Source organism: Paenochrobactrum sp. BZR 201-1 (genome assembly GCF_044987585.2).
In the GTDB taxonomy this organism is placed as follows: Bacteria; Pseudomonadota; Alphaproteobacteria; order Rhizobiales; family Rhizobiaceae; genus Paenochrobactrum; species Paenochrobactrum pullorum.
The window spans coordinates 1-17,401 of sequence record NZ_JBJDRZ020000005.1 but is presented as its reverse complement, the minus strand read 5'-3'; the positions used below and the strand labels follow the sequence as shown (position 1 = coordinate 17,401).

12 protein-coding genes and 2 tRNA genes are annotated in these 17,401 nt (G+C 50.1%); 11 read left to right on the top strand and 3 right to left on the bottom strand.

From position 1 onward, the window contains the following. Positions 1-247 precede the first annotated feature (247 nt). Both ACI0FR_RS02820 and preA read left to right on the top strand, forming a co-directional pair. A complete protein-coding gene (locus tag ACI0FR_RS02820; protein ID WP_374829165.1) occupies positions 248-1,735 on the top strand; it encodes an NAD(P)-dependent oxidoreductase in 1,488 nt (495 codons plus the stop codon). Between the two features lie 77 nt (positions 1,736-1,812). Beyond that, positions 1,813-3,123: an NAD-dependent dihydropyrimidine dehydrogenase subunit PreA gene (gene preA, locus ACI0FR_RS02815; RefSeq protein ID WP_374829163.1), complete on the top strand. Its 1,311-nt coding sequence runs from the start codon at positions 1,813-1,815 to the stop codon at positions 3,121-3,123. 176 nt (positions 3,124-3,299) lie between these two features. On the opposite strand, the gene ACI0FR_RS02810 is transcribed toward preA, so the two are convergent. Further along, positions 3,300-3,980: a TetR family transcriptional regulator C-terminal domain-containing protein gene (locus ACI0FR_RS02810; RefSeq protein WP_374830455.1), complete on the bottom strand. Its 681-nt coding sequence runs from the start codon at positions 3,978-3,980 to the stop codon at positions 3,300-3,302. 363 nt (positions 3,981-4,343) lie between these two features. On the opposite strand from ACI0FR_RS02810, the gene ACI0FR_RS02805 reads away from it, so the two are divergent. The 6 genes from ACI0FR_RS02805 to ACI0FR_RS02780 all read left to right on the top strand — a co-directional run bounded on the left by ACI0FR_RS02805 (position 4,344) and on the right by ACI0FR_RS02780 (position 10,901). Continuing rightward, positions 4,344-5,591, top strand: a complete 1,248-nt coding sequence (locus ACI0FR_RS02805) for a Zn-dependent hydrolase (protein WP_404906652.1) — start codon at positions 4,344-4,346, stop codon at positions 5,589-5,591. A 92-nt stretch (positions 5,592-5,683) separates the two neighbouring features. Beyond that, the gene (gene hydA / locus ACI0FR_RS02800) at positions 5,684-7,141 is read left to right on the top strand and encodes a dihydropyrimidinase (protein WP_404906653.1); all 1,458 of its coding nucleotides are present in this window, start codon (positions 5,684-5,686) and stop codon (positions 7,139-7,141) included. 3 nt (positions 7,142-7,144) lie between these two features. Beyond that, a complete protein-coding gene (locus ACI0FR_RS02795; protein ID WP_374829157.1) occupies positions 7,145-8,047 on the top strand; it encodes an ABC transporter ATP-binding protein in 903 nt (300 codons plus the stop codon). Next, positions 8,044-8,973 carry an ABC transporter permease gene (locus ACI0FR_RS02790; RefSeq protein WP_374829155.1) on the top strand — a complete coding sequence of 310 codons (930 nt, stop codon included), beginning with the start codon at positions 8,044-8,046 and terminating at the stop codon, positions 8,971-8,973. The genes ACI0FR_RS02795 and ACI0FR_RS02790 overlap by 4 nt, the downstream gene beginning before the upstream one ends. Next, the gene (locus tag ACI0FR_RS02785) at positions 8,970-9,830 is read left to right on the top strand and encodes an ABC transporter permease (protein ID WP_374829153.1); all 861 of its coding nucleotides are present in this window, start codon (positions 8,970-8,972) and stop codon (positions 9,828-9,830) included. The genes ACI0FR_RS02790 and ACI0FR_RS02785 overlap by 4 nt, the downstream gene beginning before the upstream one ends. A 63-nt stretch (positions 9,831-9,893) precedes the next feature. Continuing rightward, on the top strand, positions 9,894-10,901 hold the full coding sequence (locus tag ACI0FR_RS02780; RefSeq protein ID WP_374829151.1) for an ABC transporter substrate-binding protein: 1,008 nt from the start codon (positions 9,894-9,896) through the stop codon (positions 10,899-10,901). 80 nt (positions 10,902-10,981) lie between these two features. Here ACI0FR_RS02780 and ACI0FR_RS02775 read toward each other — a convergent pair whose 3' ends face one another. Both ACI0FR_RS02775 and ACI0FR_RS02770 read right to left on the bottom strand, forming a co-directional pair. After that, on the bottom strand, positions 10,982-14,128 hold the full coding sequence (locus ACI0FR_RS02775; protein WP_404906655.1) for an efflux RND transporter permease subunit: 3,147 nt from the start codon (positions 14,126-14,128) through the stop codon (positions 10,982-10,984). A gap of 11 nt (positions 14,129-14,139) precedes the next feature. Continuing rightward, positions 14,140-15,270: an efflux RND transporter periplasmic adaptor subunit gene (locus ACI0FR_RS02770; protein WP_461667878.1), complete on the bottom strand. Its 1,131-nt coding sequence runs from the start codon at positions 15,268-15,270 to the stop codon at positions 14,140-14,142. Between the two features lie 229 nt (positions 15,271-15,499). Between ACI0FR_RS02770 and ACI0FR_RS02765 the strand changes: the two genes are divergently transcribed. The 3 genes from ACI0FR_RS02765 to ACI0FR_RS02755 all read left to right on the top strand — a co-directional run bounded on the left by ACI0FR_RS02765 (position 15,500) and on the right by ACI0FR_RS02755 (position 17,401). Further along, on the top strand, positions 15,500-17,023 hold the full coding sequence (locus tag ACI0FR_RS02765) for a sensor histidine kinase (protein WP_404906680.1): 1,524 nt from the start codon (positions 15,500-15,502) through the stop codon (positions 17,021-17,023). A gap of 177 nt (positions 17,024-17,200) precedes the next feature. Beyond that, positions 17,201-17,277, top strand: a tRNA-Arg gene (locus ACI0FR_RS02760). A 47-nt stretch (positions 17,278-17,324) separates the two neighbouring features. Beyond that, a tRNA-Arg gene (locus tag ACI0FR_RS02755) sits at positions 17,325-17,401 on the top strand.

The following is a 17,401-nucleotide window of genomic DNA, read 5'->3' as shown; positions in this document are numbered from 1 at the left end:
ACGTTATTTTATCTGGTTGAAAGCAAGTTTTCGTCAATAATTGACCAAATGATAAAAAATTTGACCTTCTGAAAAAATCTGTCATGCTGATAACAGCATAAGCATTCTCCCGTACAAGAAAGCTTAAAAGCTTTCAGGAGAAGCTGCAATTTAAGGGACAAGGCGGAATAACCGCCACCCGCATATAGAAAAGCTGGCGTCAAAAGGAACAGCGCCGCTTGAACTTAAAAATGGGAGATGCGATCTGATGGGATCAGCAGATAACACATCTATTCGTGCAGAAAACACGCAAAACCAGCCGGACATCAAAACGGCGCGGTTAGACCACTCTGCCTATGCAGATGTCTTTGATGATCTGCATCCGCCCCTCACACATCATGAAGCGATTGTAGAGGCGGATCGGTGCTATTTTTGCTATGATGCTCCGTGCATGACCGCATGCCCGACCAGCATCGATATTCCGCTTTTTATACGCCAAATTTCGGCTGAAAATCCAAAAGGCGCGGCAAAAACCATTCTTTCAGAAAACATTCTCGGCGGCATGTGCGCCCGTGTTTGCCCCACTGAAACCTTGTGCGAAGAAGCCTGTGTGCGTGAAACCGCCGAAGGCAAGCCGGTTAAAATTGGCCTGCTCCAGCGCTATGCCACTGATGATCTGATGGAAGACGGCACACATCCGTTTAAACGTGCAGCCGCTACCGGCAAAAGCATTGCCATTGTGGGCGCAGGCCCTGCCGGTCTTTCCGCTGCACACCGCCTTGCGATGCATGGTCATGAAGTCAGCATTTTTGAAGCCCGTCCAAAAGGCGGCGGCCTCAATGAATATGGTATTGCCGCTTATAAAACCGTTGATGATTTTGCCGCCCGCGAATTGGAATTCGTGCTGAAAATCGGCGGCATCAAAATTAATTACAATAAGGCTTTAGGCCGCGATATTTCGCTTGATGCCTTGAAATCCGGCTATGATGGCGTCTTTCTTGGAATGGGTTTGCCAGGCGTCAATGGTTTGGGACTGATAGGCGAAGATGCACCCAATGTGATGGATGCGGTGGATTATATCGGCCAGCTTCGCCAAGCCAAAGACCTCTCCAATCTGCCGGTCGGACGCAATGTGGTGGTGATTGGTGGTGGTATGACCGCCATTGATATTGCCATCCAGATCAAGCTTTTGGGCGCTGAAAATGTCACCATCGCCTATCGTCGCGGTCAGGAACAGATGAATGCCAGTGCATATGAGCAAGAATTGGCGCAGGTTCATGGGGTCAATATCCGCCACTGGGTGCAGCCTTCAAGCCTGACCCGCAATGCGGATGGTACTGTCAGCCATATGGTGCTGGAATATACGACCCAAAAAGATGGCAAGCTCTCCGGCACCGGTGAAACCATCACGCTCAAAGCCGATCAGGTTTTCAAAGCCATCGGGCAAAATTTCCTCGCCGAACCGCTTGGTAAAACCGGTGTGGCACTCGCCAAAGGCCGTATCAAAGTGGATGAGCACAGACGTACATCCGTTGAAGGTATCTGGGCTGGCGGCGACTGCGTGGAAGGCGGCGAAGACCTCACCGTTGCATCCGTTGAAGACGGTAAAGTCGCGGCAGAATCCATTCACCACACCTTGATGAACCTAACGCAAGAAGTTGTCGGATTTGCCGATGCGGTACTCTCCGCACAAGGCGGCGCCAATAACGGCCAGCGTCATATTCAAGGGCCTGAACCCATTGAATGGGGTCACTAATTTTTTCATCCGTGGTTTTAAAAAGCGGCCGCAAGAGCCGCTAAAAACCGGTAAGTCGTATCAGGGGAATTTCGACAATGGCTGACCTTTCCACCAATTTTCTCGGGATCAAGTCGCCCAATCCGTTTTGGCTGGCTTCTGCCCCTCCAACCGATAAAGCCTATAATGTGGAGCGTGCTTTCAAAGCAGGTTGGGGCGGTGTGGTATGGAAAACGCTGGGCTCCGAAGGCCCGCCGGTTGTTAACGTCAATGGTCCGCGTTACGGCGCTATTTATAGTGCTGACCGTCGTTTGATCGGTTTGAACAATATTGAGTTGATTACCGACCGCTCGCTGGAAATAAACTTACGCGAAATGAAAGAGATCAAGCGCCGCTGGCCGGATCGAGCCCTCATTGCCTCCATCATGGTGCCATGTGAGGAGGAAGCATGGAAAGCCATTCTGCCACTGGTTGAAGAAACCGGCGCTGACGGTATCGAGCTCAATTTCGGTTGCCCGCACGGCATGAGCGAACGCGGCATGGGCGCGGCTGTCGGTCAGGTTCCAGAATATGTCGGCATGGTGGTGAAGTGGTGTAAGCAATATACGCGCATGCCGGTCATTACCAAGCTGACACCCAACATCACCGACATCCGTTATCCGGCACGCAATGCTTTTGCCAATGGCACTGATGCTGTGTCACTGATCAACACGATCAACTCGATCACCAGTGTCAATCTTGACAGTTTTGCACCTGAACCTACCATTGACGGACGCGGTTCGCATGGTGGTTATTGCGGGCCTGCGGTCAAGCCGATTGCGCTCAATATGGTGGCGGAAATTGCCCGTGATGCGGAAACTGCCGGTCGCCCGATTTCCGGTATTGGCGGTGTATCGACATGGCGTGATGCGGCAGAATTCATCTCGCTTGGTTGCGGCACTGTGCAGGTCTGTACCGCTGCCATGACCTATGGTTTCAAGATCGTTCAGGAAATGATCGACGGCCTGTCCGATTGGATGGATAGCAAAGGCTTTGAAACGCTGGATGATTTCCGCGGTCGTGCCGTGCCGAATGTTACCGATTGGCGTTATCTCAACCTCAATTATGTCACCAAAGCCAAGATCAATCAGGATCTTTGCATCAAATGCGGCCGCTGCTTTGCAGCTTGTGAAGATACTTCGCACCAAGCGATTACCTCACTGGTTGACGGCGCCCGCCACTTTGAAGTGATTGATGAAGAATGCGTTGGCTGCAATCTCTGCGTCAATGTCTGTCCGGTTAATGATTGTATCACGATGGAACCAATCAGCGGTTTTGATCCGCGCACTAAAGCGCCGATCGATCCAAACTACGCCAACTGGACAACCCATCCGAACAATCCGATGTCTGTACAGGAAGCAGCAGAATAAAGCTCCCCCCGAAGACCGGCAGGGCATGATGATAAAGATCATGCCCTGCCTGAAGATGTCTTTGAAGCTTTGAGGATTTCATGAGCGTTTGAAACAATCGCCATTGAGGAAGTCCGAACTTCAAATCTCAATCCGGCGCAAAGCGTGCAATCGACACCTTGCGCATGGTGATACAATCAGAATGAACGCGGACGGATACCGTTGAGAACAATGCCGACTATCGCTTCGGCGGTTTCTGCCCGGAATGAAGACCTGTCAACTTTTTCGCCCATAATGGCGCGAACCTGTACGTCAAAGTCAGAATAATGCTGTGTCGTTGCCCAAATGGTGAAAATCAAATGATAAGGATCAACAGGAGCTATTCGTTTTTCAGCAATCCAGCGATTGATCACTTGCGCCTTGCCATCGACCAATTCACGCAAATGGGTTTTCAAAAATGTGCCGATAGCCGGTGCGCCATGCATGATTTCATTAGCAAAAAGGCGCGAGGCTTCAGGTTTGCTATCCGACATTTCAAGTTTGCGGACAATATATTTTTTCAACTCTTCCAGCGGATCGCCTTGCGGGTCGATTTCTTCAAACGGGCGCAACCATTCAACCAGGGTATCTTCCAAGACATTGACGTAAATATGCTGCTTGCGCGGGAAATAATACAACAAATTGGGCTTGGACATGCCCGCTTTTTCGGCAATCTGATCCAGCGTAGAGCCTCTGAAACCAAAGGCAGAAAACACATCCAATGCAGCGTCCAGAATAATGCGTCGGTTGATACCCTGAATGCGTGTTTCGTTTTCGGGACTATCGCTTTTTTTACGCCTTGCGCCTTTGCGGGCAGCAGTGGGAGCAGCTGTGGCCATTTGACACCTTCCGCCGGACGGAGAAACTTTCGAAAGCGCTTGACCGCCATCGATGCCTCTTCTAGCCTGTATTTTTACCAAGTAGTCAAGTTTTTTACGCAAGTCAAAAATATTGCCGCCGTAAGTGCGACTGGTAGCGGGAACAATAGAGCGGCGTTTGAACCGCGGCAAGGGGGAGAGCCAGCATGTCATATGCGACAAGCCTGCCCATCTTTTTAACACGCAACGGCTGCATGAGCAGGTGCGTGGACAGGGAAGCTGTATCTGCATCTGAATTTCAACGTAAAAATTCAGGGCACACCGGCACGCAATCTATTTTTGATCAGGTTTTTTAATAGCATGTAACAGAAAGGCAGCTCTCTCATGGCGCTTAACAGCAATCTCAAGATCAACTCCGATCGCTTGTGGGATAGTTTGATGGAGATGGCCAAAATTGGCCCCGGACTGCGCGGCGGCAATAACCGTCAGACTTTGACCGATGAAGATGCGCAAGGCCGCAGACTTTTCCAATCATGGTGTGAAGATGCCGGTATGACTATGTCTGTCGATACGATGGGTAACATGTTTTTCTATCGTGAAGGCACTGATCCGGATGCCGATCCGGTTTATATGGGCAGCCATTTGGATACACAGCCGACAGGCGGTAATTTTGACGGCGTGTTGGGTGTACTTGGTGGCTTGGAAGTTGTGCGCACGCTCAACGATCTAAAGATCAAAACCAAGCATCCGATTGTTGTGACCAACTGGACCAATGAAGAAGGCACCCGCTTTGCCCCCGCCATGCTGGCATCCGGTGTTTTTGCAGGCGAGCTTGATCAGGACTGGGCTTATGAGCGCGTTGATGCCAAGGGCAAGAAGTTTGGCGATGAATTAAAACGCATTGGCTGGCTTGGTGACGAGCCGGTAGGACAACGTAAAATCCATGCCATGTTTGAGCTACATATCGAACAAGGGCCAATTTTGGAAGCTGAGCATAAAGATATCGGCGTTGTGACCCACGGACAGGGGCTGTGGTGGCTGGAAGTCACGATTACCGGCAAGGAAGCTCATACCGGCTCGACACCAATGCCGATGCGAAAAAATGCCAGCCTTGGCTTGGGCAAATTGCTGCAACTCGTCAATGATATTGCCATGGAACATCAGCCGGCCGCTGTTGGTGGTGTCGGCCATATTGATGTGACGCCCAATTCGCGCAATGTGCTTCCCGGTCAGATCGTCTTTACTGTCGATTTCCGCTCGCCGGATCGTAAAGTGCTGGATGGCATGAAGGCAAAATTTGAAGCTGAAGCGCCAAAAATTGCCACCGAACTTGGCATACAGGTTGAAATCGAAGCGATCGGCCATTTTGATCCTGTTACTTTTGACGAAAATTGTGTGAACTCCGTGCGTAACGCCGCAGAGCGGCTCGGCTATAGTCACATGAACATCATTTCGGGCGCAGGACATGACGCTTGCTGGGTTAATCGGGTGGCGCCGACTGCCATGATCATGTGCCCATGTGTCGACGGCTTAAGCCATAATGAAGATGAATCCATTTCCAAAGAATGGGCAAGTGCGGGAGCTGATGTGCTTTTGCATGCAGTGCTGGAAACGGCTCAAATCTGCGAGTGATTACAGTATAAGCTGGCGGGACTCGATCACCCCGCATCAGTTCCGTTAATATCTGCAACTGTTCGCAACGAAACCAAAAAGGGGAACGAACAATGGCAACCAAGGTGATTAAAGGCGGTACCATCATTACTGCTGACCGTACATATGATGCGGATGTTCTCATCGATGGCGAAAAAATCGTAAAAATAGGCAATAATCTTTCCGGTGATCAGATCATTGATGCAACAGGCTGTTACATCATGCCAGGCGGCATTGACCCGCACACCCATTTGCAGATGCCGTTTATGGGCACCTACTCATCCGATGATTTTGACACCGGCACCGCCGCCGCCCTTGCAGGCGGCACCACAATGGTGATTGATTTTGTCCTGCCCGGATCTGAGGGCAATTTGTTGGAGGCATTGCAGGAATGGTTCCAGAAATCCGGCAAAGCGCGCACCGATTATTCTTTCCATATGGCGATTACCGGCTGGAGCGAGCGCGCCTTCAATGAAATGCCGGAAGTGGTCAATCGCGGCATCAATTCATTTAAACATTTCATGGCCTATAAAGGCGCATTGATGGTCAATGATGATGAAATGTTTGCTTCATTCCAGCGTTGCGCTGAACTGGGTGCCACAGCATTTGTGCATGCCGAAAATGGGGACGTGGTAGCGCAGTTACAGCAAAAACTGCTGGCTGAGGGCAATAAAGGCCCTGAAGCCCATGCCTTCTCGCGCCCACCGGAAATTGAAGGGGAAGCCACCAACCGCGCCATCATGATTGCCGATCAGGCCGGTGTGCCACTTTATGTGGTGCATACATCCTGCGAACAAGCGCATGAAGCCATTCGTCGTGCGCGCCAAAAAGGCATGCGTGTGTATGGCGAACCGCTTATTCAGCATCTGACATTGGATGAAAGCGAATATTTCAATCAGGATTGGGACTATGCCGCACGCCGTGTCATGTCACCGCCATTCCGCGACAAACTCAATCAAAACAGTCTCTGGGCAGGTCTTTCTGCCGGAAGCTTGCAATGCGTTGCTACAGACCATTGCGCCTTCACCAGCGAACAAAAGCGCACCGGTATTGATGATTTCACCAAGATTCCAAACGGCACCGGCGGTCTGGAAGAACGCCTGCCGGTATTATGGACAAAAGGTGTTGTCACCGGCCGTCTGACACCAAATGAATTTGTGGCCGTGACCTCCACCAATATTGCGAAAATCCTCAATATGTATCCGCAAAAAGGTGCCGTTCTGGAAGGATCGGACGCCGATCTCATCATCTGGGATCCGAAAGCCCAAAAAACCATTTCGGCCAAAACGCAACATTCTTCCATTGATTACAATGTGTTTGAGGGCATGGAGCTGACCGGGCTGCCACGCACGGTGTTGTCGCGTGGCAGAATTGCCTTTGATCAAGGCAAAGTGCTGGCGGAACCGGGCGATGGCCGTTTCATCGAACGCGAGCCAAATGCAAGCGTCAACAAGGCACTTTCCACATGGAAGGAAGTTGTTGCACCACGCAAAGTCGAGCGCAAGCCGGAACATATGCCATACGGGGTCTGATCCATGAACAGACCGCAATCTGATGCACAGCTTCGGGAAGCGATCATAATGACAGATTATCAATCAGCTCCCTCAAGAGCCCCAATAAAAACCAATATCACCGGCGCAGCCAACAGCGAAAACTGCGTCATTGATATTAAAAAACTATCGTTGATTTTTGAAACCAATGACGGGCCGGTGCAGGCTTTGTCCGATATTGACCTTCACGTCAATCGTGGCGAATTCGTATCTTTCATCGGCCCTTCGGGCTGCGGGAAAACTACGCTGATGCGCGTGGTCGCCGATCTGGAAAAACCAAGTTCCGGTAGCATTACCGTTAATGGCATGACACCGGAACAGGCACGCTTGAAACGTAGCTATGGTTATGTTTTTCAGGCCGCTGCCCTTTTTCCGTGGCGCACGATTGAAGATAATATCGGTCTGCCGCTGGAGGTGATGAAATTCAGCCCGGCGGAAAAGAAAGAGAGGATCAGAAAAAATCTTGATCTGGTCAATCTTTCCGGCTTTGGCAAAAAATATCCGTGGCAATTATCAGGAGGCATGCAACAGCGTGCCTCTATTGCCAGAGCCCTGTCTTTTGATCCGGATATGCTATTGATGGACGAACCTTTCGGTGCACTGGATGAAATTGTACGTGATCACCTCAACGAACAATTGCTGAAATTATGGGCGGCTACTAAAAAAACGGTCATTTTTGTCACCCACTCCATTCCGGAGGCCGTATTTCTATCGACAAAAATTGTCGTTATGAGCCCACGCCCGGGTCGTATTCATGAAATTATTGATTGCGATCTGGGGCCAGACCGCACATTGGAAATCAGAGAATCTGAAGCATTCTTGAAAATTGCCCATCAGGTTCGTGAAGGTCTACGGCTGGGGCATTCTTATGATGAGGTGCACTCTTGAGCAGTAAACCACCTCTCACTTCTCAGATCTTCGGATCAAATTTTTTCAGGGATCGTTTCTTTCCTGTCCTCGTCGTATTGGCCGCCATTATCCTCATCTGGTACATAATGGCGGCTTTTTTGAATGCGCCTTTTGAACGGGATCAGGCGGAGCGAGCCGGTGTTGAGATCAGCACCTCCACGGTGATTAAAAACACCATGAACCAAGCGCGTCCTGTATTACCCACTCCGCATCAAGTAGCGGCAGAAGTCTGGAAAACAGTTTTCGAAGTTAAACCAAGCTCCAAGCGCAGTCTCGTCTATCACGGCTGGGTGACGCTTTCTTCAACACTGTTGGGCTTTGTTTTCGGCTCATTGCTCGGCATTTTGCTGGCGGTCGGCATTGTCCATTCGCGCACGCTTGATAAAAGCCTGATGCCCTGGATTATCACCTCACAGACAATCCCCATTCTGGCCATCGCCCCAATGATCATTGTGGTGCTCAACGCCATTGGCATTTCCGGCCTGCTGCCTAAAGCCATCATCTCCACCTATCTGTCTTTCTTCCCTGTCGCTGTCGGTATGGTGAAGGGCTTAAGATCACCGGATGTGATGCATATGGATTTGATGCGCACTTATAATGCTTCCAACACACAAATGTTTTGGAAGCTGCGCTGGCCAACAGCCCTGCCCTATCTTTTCACCTCCATGCAAATTGCGGTGGCGATCAGCCTTGTTGGGGCAATTGTTGGTGAATTGCCCACCGGTGCAGTAGCAGGGCTTGGAGCGCGTTTGCTGGCAGGCTCTTATTACGGGCAGACCGTGCAAATCTGGGCAGCATTGGTGGTGGCGGCCATTATGGCGGCCGCATTGGTCGCACTTGTCGGCATTGCCGCGCATTACGTCAACAAGCGTATGGGCATTAAGCCGGAAAGGGCAGCGGCATGATCAAACCTCTACTCTTCTTATTTTTCCTCGTCATTGTCTCATGGTTTTCGGTCAAATGGCTGGCAAGCCTGCGCACGTCTTCACGTCAAGGCCAACACTTGCTCGACATTGCCGTACCAACCCTATTCGGCATCTGGATGTTGGTGTTCTGGGAAGCAACAGTCAAAGGATTTGAAATTCCATCGGTTTTATTGCCCGCTCCTTCGATGATCTGGGCACGTATCACCAATTCAGTACCAATCCTTTGGGCCGACTTTCGCCAGACTTATCTTAAAGCAGTGATTGCCGGTTATGCAATGGGTTGCGGGGCCGGTTTCATCACCGCCATTCTGGTAGATCGTGTGCCATTTTTACGCAAAGGCCTGCTGCCGGTCGGCAATCTGGTGGCGGCATTGCCTATTGTGGGTGTTGCCCCTATCATGGTGATGTGGTTCGGCTTTGACTGGCAATCGAAAGCAGCAGTCGTGATTATCATGACTTTCTTTCCAATGCTGGTGAACACAGTGGCAGGGCTTGCAGCCGCAGGCTCGATGGAGCGGGATATGATGCGAACCTATGGCTCATCATATTGGCAGTCCTTATTTAAGCTGCGCCTGCCCGCAGCCATGCCTTTTATTTTCAATGCTTTGAAGATCAATTCCACCCTCGCCCTGATTGGCGCGATTGTGGCCGAGTTTTTCGGCACACCGGTCGTCGGCATGGGTTTCCGCATATCAGCAGAAATCGGGAGAATGAATGTTGATATGGTCTGGGCGGAAATATTCGTTGCAGCGCTTGCCGGTTCGATTTCATACGGGCTGTTGGCATTGCTCGAGCGACGTGTGACATTCTGGCATTCTTCTTACAGGAGAGGCTGAAGCATGACAAAAAACGGCATCCGCCAAACATAAGGCGGAGCCGCAACCAGAGGAGAACTAAAAATGAAAAAAATAATCACAAAAACGCTGGGTGCTGTGGGAGCAACCGGCCTTGTTTTATCTTTAATGGCAGGCTCGGCATTGGCAGCCGATAAGCTCACCTTACAGCTTAAATGGGTAACGCAAGGGCAGTTCGCCGGTTATTATGTCGCCAAAGATAAAGGCTTTTATGAAGAAGAAGACCTCGATGTCGAGATCAAACCGGGCGGCCCTGATGTGGCACCACCACAAGTGATTGCCGGTGGCGGCGCGGATGTGGTGGTGGATTGGTTGCCATCGGCGTTGGCAACCCGTGAAAAAGGCGTGCCGCTTGTCAATATTGCCCAGCCTTATAAAAAATCCGGCATGATGCTGACCTGTCGTAAAGACACCAATATTACCAAGCCTGAAGATTTCCGCGGCCGGACCTTAGGTGTCTGGTTTGGCGGCAATGAATATCCGTTTCTGTCATGGATGAGCCATTTGAATATTCCGACCGAAGGCGGAAAAGATGGTGTTGTCGTGCTCAAACAAGGCTTCAATGTCGATCCACTCATTCAAAAACAAGCCGATTGCATCTCCACCATGACCTATAATGAATATTGGCAGGTGATTGATGCAGGTATTCCGGCAGATCAGCTCGTTGTCTTCCCTTATGAAGAGCAAGGCGTTGCCACACTGGAAGACGGCCTCTATGTGCTTGAAAAAAGCCTTGAAGATCCGGCTATGGTCAACAAGCTTGCGCGCTTTGTGCGCGCAACCATGAAGGGCTGGAAATATGCCGCTGAAAACCCGAAGGAAGCCGGTGAAATCATCGTGGAAAATGACTCGTCCGGTGCCCAGACGGTAGAAGTGCAAGAGCGCATGGTGGCCGAAATCGGCAAGCTTCTGGATGATACCGGCGTGTTGGATACGGCTGCTGCAGAACGCACGGTTGATACATTGCTTGGCGGCGGTTCTGATCCGGTGATTACCAAACGCCCGGAAGGCGCATGGACATCTAAAGTGACCGACGCGATGAAAGAGCTTTAAGCGCAGTTGATCTTAACCAAACAAAAACCGCGGCGGATTGAACATCCGCCGCGGTTTTTATTTATTACTTGATGGATGTCTTATTCACCTTTTTGCTCCACCAAAGCCGCGTGACGCAACTCGTCATCAAGGCGTGCTGCCTCATGGGCTTTCGGATTGACGAAACGACCAAGCAACAAATAGGCAACCGGTGTGACATAAAGCGTTGCAATGGTTGCAAGGCCAAGCCCGCCGACAATAACCCAACCAAGCGAGACACGCGCTTCTGCACCAGCACCTGATGCCATTATCAGCGGCACACCACCCAGCACACCACAAATCATCGTCATACAGACAGGACGCAGACGAATGTTGGCTGCCTCTTCAATCGCCTCACGCAGCTGATAGCCCCGGTCTCGTAACTGATCGGCGAATTCCACGATCAGAATACCGTTTTTCGCCATAATACCCACCAAAAGCACCAGTCCGATTTGACTATACACATTAAGATTGGTGCCCGTTAACAGCATTGCGACCACGGCACAGCCAAGCCCCAGCGGCACTGTTGCCATCACGATGACGGCACTGATAAAACTTTCAAACTGTGCAGCCAGCACCAGCAGAATAATGACAATCGCAAAACCGAAAACCAGCATCAGACCTTGAGATGTTTCATCCAGCGTGCTTGCTTCTGCCAACGGAATAATGTGCGAACCGGCAGGCAACACAGGTGCAGCCACTGTCAAAGCAGTCTGATATGCATTACCAAGGGCAAAATCATCACGTAAACCAGTGGTGATAGAAACCGAACGCATACGTTCTTCACGGTTTAATTGCGGCGGGACGGCCTTTTCTTCAATGTCTACAATAGAAGCCATTGGCACATAGCGGCCATCCGATGTTTTAAGAAAAATATTCTCCAGATCAGTCGGATCATCAACCGGATGGGTGGTGGAGACGAGCTTCACGTCAAAGCTGCGGTCACCCACATATACCGAACCGATTTTACGACCATCAAGCATCGCCTGTACAGCATTAGCAAGACCAGTAATATCAATACCTAAATCAGACGCACGCTCTCGATTGATTGTGATTGATAATTGCGGTTGTGTCGGCTCTACCGACAAACGCGGTTGGTCAAAGCGCGGGTCTTTTTCCAGTTCACGTACAATCGCTTGTGCAGCATCTTGCAATTTATCGTAATCGTTGCCCAAAATCGCAAATTGCAAACCATTACCCGCTCCGCGAATGCCAAGACTGTTTGGTTGCATGGAGAAAATACGCGCACCCGTTATGCCGCGCAAACGCGCATTGGCATCGGCCATAATTTCCTGCTGGCTGCGGCTACGCTTGTCCCACGGCGCCAAAGTCAGCACCACAAAACCGCTATTGGATGATCCAAAGCTACCGGAAATGGCATAGGTGGTGAGAATTTCGCCACTTTCACGTAATGGACGCAGTGCAACTTCCACTTTGTCCATCTGCTCACGCAAAAAATCAACACTAATGCCTTGTGGACCTGTCACGCGTAGTATGGCAGCCGAGCGGTCTTCACTTGGTGTCAATTCCTGACGGATCTGCGTATAGCCAATATAGCTGAAGCTTGCAAAAATCACCGACAGCAACACAATTGCGAAAGGCACATTGAGACAAAAACGTAAAGACACACGATAAATATTGCTTAAAGCACCACCGACTTTACGAATGGTACCGGGCGCTTTTTCGTGGTTATCTTCGCCATTGCTCTCCTTGAGAAAACGTGAAGCCAACATCGGACAAAGGGTGAGTGCGACAACACCTGAAAGCAGCACGGCAATCGCCAGTACGAAACCAAATTCGCGGAAAAGACCGCCAGCCTGCCCCGGTAGAAATGAAATCGGCACAAAAACCGCGACAAGTGTCAGGGTCGTGGCAATCACCGCAAAAAACACTTCCTGTGTACCAAGCACGGCAGCAGCACGTGGCCCCAGCCCCATATTACGACGGCGTACGATATTTTCCAACACCACAATCGCATCATCCACAACCAGTCCTGTGGCCAGCACCAGCGCTAAAAGCGTGATAATATTGATGGAGAAACCCGCCAGATAGACGGCTGCCACTGTACCAATCAACGCCACCGGCAGCGACACCGCCGGAATGATGGTTGCGCGCAAATCCCACAAGAAGACGAAAATTACCAGTACCACGATGATACCGGAAATAATCAGCGCCAAAATCACCTCATGAATAGCGCCATTAATGAAGGTCGCATCATCACTGGTAACACTAATTTCAATGCCTTCCGGCAGCGTGTCTTGCAAGTTTTCAACGGCTAGGCGCACACCTTCAGAAATATCAAGCGTATTGGACTGCGCTTGGCGTACAATACCAAGACCAATGGCCGTTTTGCCGTTGGAGCGCACTTCAGAAGTGATAATATCAGGCCCCAGGGTCACCGTTGCCACATCACGTAGTTTGGTGCGGTCATTCAGGCTGATATTTTCAAAGCCTTCCGGTGTAGTCACATTGGCGGTTGCACGCACCACTATCGACTGATCGCTGCTGCGCAATGAACCGGCAGGTGCATCCAGTGCCATTGAGGCCAACGCTTTGGTAATATCGGCAATGGTCAGACCATAACTTGCCAACCGCCCCTGATGAATATCAATGCGGAAAATCTTGTCGCGATCACCATTGATCTGCACATCAGCAACGCCCGGCACAGCGGAAAGCACATCGGTGATCTGATCATCGACCAACACGGTCATATCATCGATCGACATCGTGTCGGAGGTGACCGCCAGACGCATCACCGCATCTGCATTGGCGTCCGCTTTAATAATGCGCGACGCATCCGCTTCATCGGGCAGCGAATTGACAATACGCGAGATCGCATCCCGCATATCAGCAGCCGCCACATTCAGATCAACACCATCGTTGAACTCAACCGTGACACGGCTACGGCCGAATGAAGAATTTGATGAAATCGCCTTTACACCAGAAACACGCGCCACTGCATTTTCAATCACCTGCGTCAGCTGACGGTCAATCGTTTCAGCAGAAGCCCCGCTAAACTCGGTGCTGATGGTGACAACCGGACGATCGACATCCGGCAGTTCACGAATATCAATGCCTGAAAAAGCAGCAAGGCCAGCCACGATGATCAGGATATTAAGAACAAGAGCCGAAACCGGACGGCGAATGAATAATGCAGTCAAGCCGCCGGATTTGTTGTTATGACCTGATGGGGTTTTTAATTCACTCAACGCTTTTCCCCTCAGTCTGCTTTCGCAGTGGTTTTAGAGGATGCATTTTTAAACGTTACCTGCATCCCCTCGCGCAATGCCTGTACGCCTTCGGTCACAATCAATTCGCCTTCATTCAAAGCACCATTGACCAAAACGCTGGCTGAATTACGCTGCACTATAGTGACCGGTACCCGTTCCACTTTATCGTCTTTAATACGCCAGACATAAGCACCTTCTGCGCCCCATTGAATCGCCAAAGCACTGACGGACGGGTATTGATCACCCGGAAAAAGCATGGTGGTGGAAAAAGACATACCGGACAGCAAACGGTTTTCGACATTTTCAAACATGCCGCGCACCCGCATCGTACGGCTTGCCTCATCCAGCATATTATCTACTTCGATGATCTGCCCGTCATAGATCTGACCCGGCAGAGCAGTCGATTCGGCCTGAATTTTCTGACCGATCTTGATTTGTGGTACAAACCGCTCCGGTACATAAATATCAATCAACATTTTGGATGTATCATCAAGACGCGCCAGCACTGTCTGAGCGGTGACATAATTGCCGGCATCTACCGGCAAAATACCCACAGTGCCGGAAATCGGCGCTTTCACGGTCCGTCGCGAAAGCGCCAATTCAGCATCCTGTACCGTCAGTTTAGCCTTGGCAACAGCAAGCTCGGCAGTCACTTCCTGCACCTGCGTTGCTGTATTGGTTTTACGCAAACGCACAATACGCTCTAGAGTGTTCGCCAAATCTTGCAACTCTGCTTTGGCTTTTTGTAAAATAATTTCTTCGCTTTCAGAATCCAGCTCGGCAATCACGTCGCCAGCCTGCAAAGCCTGTCCGGCTTTGACCTTCAGCGCCATCAATGTACCGCTGGTATAAGGAGTAATAGAAACCGTTTGAAACGCCCGCACAGTACCGATCGCTTCCAGGCGTCCGTTAACAATATCCGTTCGAACCGCATCGCTGACCACAAGTTGCGCGCTTCGTCCGCCGGAACCACCATGCGCAGCGCCACCTCCAAAACCTGCATTTTGAGAAACCGCAGCGTTCGAACCAGTGTCGGCTTGACGTGCTTTATAAGCATACCAACCTGCACCAGCTGCAATAATAACGAGCAGACAAATAACCAGCTGCTTCCATAATTTCATTCGTAACCCCAGCGTAAAATGCAAAATAACCGTCTAAAACGGCATAAAAACAATCACTACAAAATGCACGTGAAAAACGTCTAGTCCAATTAAACTTCTGTAATGGAAAACAAAGCGCAGCTTAACATATGGCAAGCACAAAAATATAACCTATATATGACGAGAAACATCTTTCCCTTTAAAAAAGGCAATTCAGCCGTATCCGACTTCTGCATACCGAAAGATCAGCATGGCCTCCGAACCCGCGCATCTGCGTCAGTCAGACCATTATCAGCCTGCTCAAACTATTGCCCACGCGAATGAAGCCGTGGCAGAATCGGCTGCACCCGCTGCTAAAATCAAAAGACCTGCTTTTTTTCAGCGTTTGAGCAATAAATTCCTGCTTCTTACTATGCTTGCGGTTCTGGTTGCCGAAATTCTGATTTTTATTCCCTCGACAGCCAGCATGCGGATAAGGTGGCTTACCAATCTATTGGATACTGTCGCACCGGTTGCACTGGTGTTGGAAGATGAAAAAGACGGGATCAGGCCACGCGAGGCACAAGACAAAATTCTTTATGCCACCAATGCCAAATCAATCAGCATTACAACCAATGATCAAAAAACATTATTGGCTGCCAGTGCACAGCCATTCATCATTGATGCCAGCGTAAATCCACGCCAGACCAGTGAATCACAAGCCATTTGGGATGCTTTTGCGACGCTTTTTGATCCGGCAGAGCGTAATATCCGCGTTTACAGCGCCATACCCAATACTAACAAAACCCTCGAAATTGTCATTTCCAGCCAACCTTTGCGCAATGCCTTATTGGTATATGCGCGTTATGTTTCGATCATATCCTTGCTTATTTCGATCATGGCCGCTGGCTTCATTTATTTGATTATTCATGAAATGCTGCTGCGCCCTGTCATCCGTATGCATCGCGATATGATCAAATTTGCTGAAAAGCCGGATGATCCGGCACGTATCATCCAACCCGAACAACGCCATGACGAGCTCGGCATTGCCCAGCAACAACTGGCTTTGATGCAAACCAATTTGCAGCAAACCTATACCGAGCGCAAACATCTGGCCGATCTCGGTATGGCGGTTTCAAAGATCAATCACGATATGCGCAATATTCTGGCCTCAGCACAATTAATGTCGGATAGTCTGGCAGATGTGAAAGATCCCGCGGTCAAGCGTTTTGCACCGCGTCTTATACGGACATTAAGCCGTGCCATCAGCTACTCTGAAAGTGTGGTGGCTTACGGGCGCACCAGAGAAGCGCCGCCCAATCCGCGCCGGACCGTATTGCATGCAATTGTGCAGGATGTTGAAGAGGTCATCAATAGCGATCAGTTGCATAATATCAGCTTCATTAATGCTGTGCCGCAAGATTTCATTCTGACAACAGATGACGAACAGCTTTTCCGTATTCTCACCAATCTCTGCCGCAATGCAATGCAGGCGCTGCAAAGCATGCCCGCTCCGATTGGTGAAGATAATTTCAAAAAGCAAATCATTGTCGAGGCGAGTTGCGACGACAATCAGATTTACATCGATGTCAGAGACAATGGCCCCGGCCTTTCACCCAAAGCCAAAGAAAACCTTTTTACCGCATTTCGTGGCTCCACCCGCAATGACGGTACCGGATTAGGCTTGGTAATCGTGCAGGATCTGGTTCGTGCCAATGGTGGGGAGATTCTCTATTGTGAAGAAAGCGAGCCGGGCGCGCATTTCAGAATTATTTTACCCACTGAAGCTGTTTAAAATCTATCCACACAAGCAAAGGCTCAAGAAACCTGACTAATTTCAATATTTTATCAGTTATGTACATTTTTTTCATTTAGGTGCTTGCATTTAAATTCGATCCGGATTACCAACCGCAAGCACTCTTCGATGAGAGATAATGATAATTTCTTATTGAAAAGTCGCTTTAAGTGATAAGCGCCCGTAGCTCAGCTGGATAGAGCACCAGACTACGAATCTGGGGGTCAGAGGTTCGAATCCTTTCGGGCGCGCCATTCACTTAGAATTATGAAGGTAAGATCATCTTTCCTTTTTAAATGTTGCGCCCGTAGCTCAGCTGGATAGAGCACCAGACTACGAATCTGGGGGTCAGAGGTTCGAATCCTTTCGGGCGCGCCA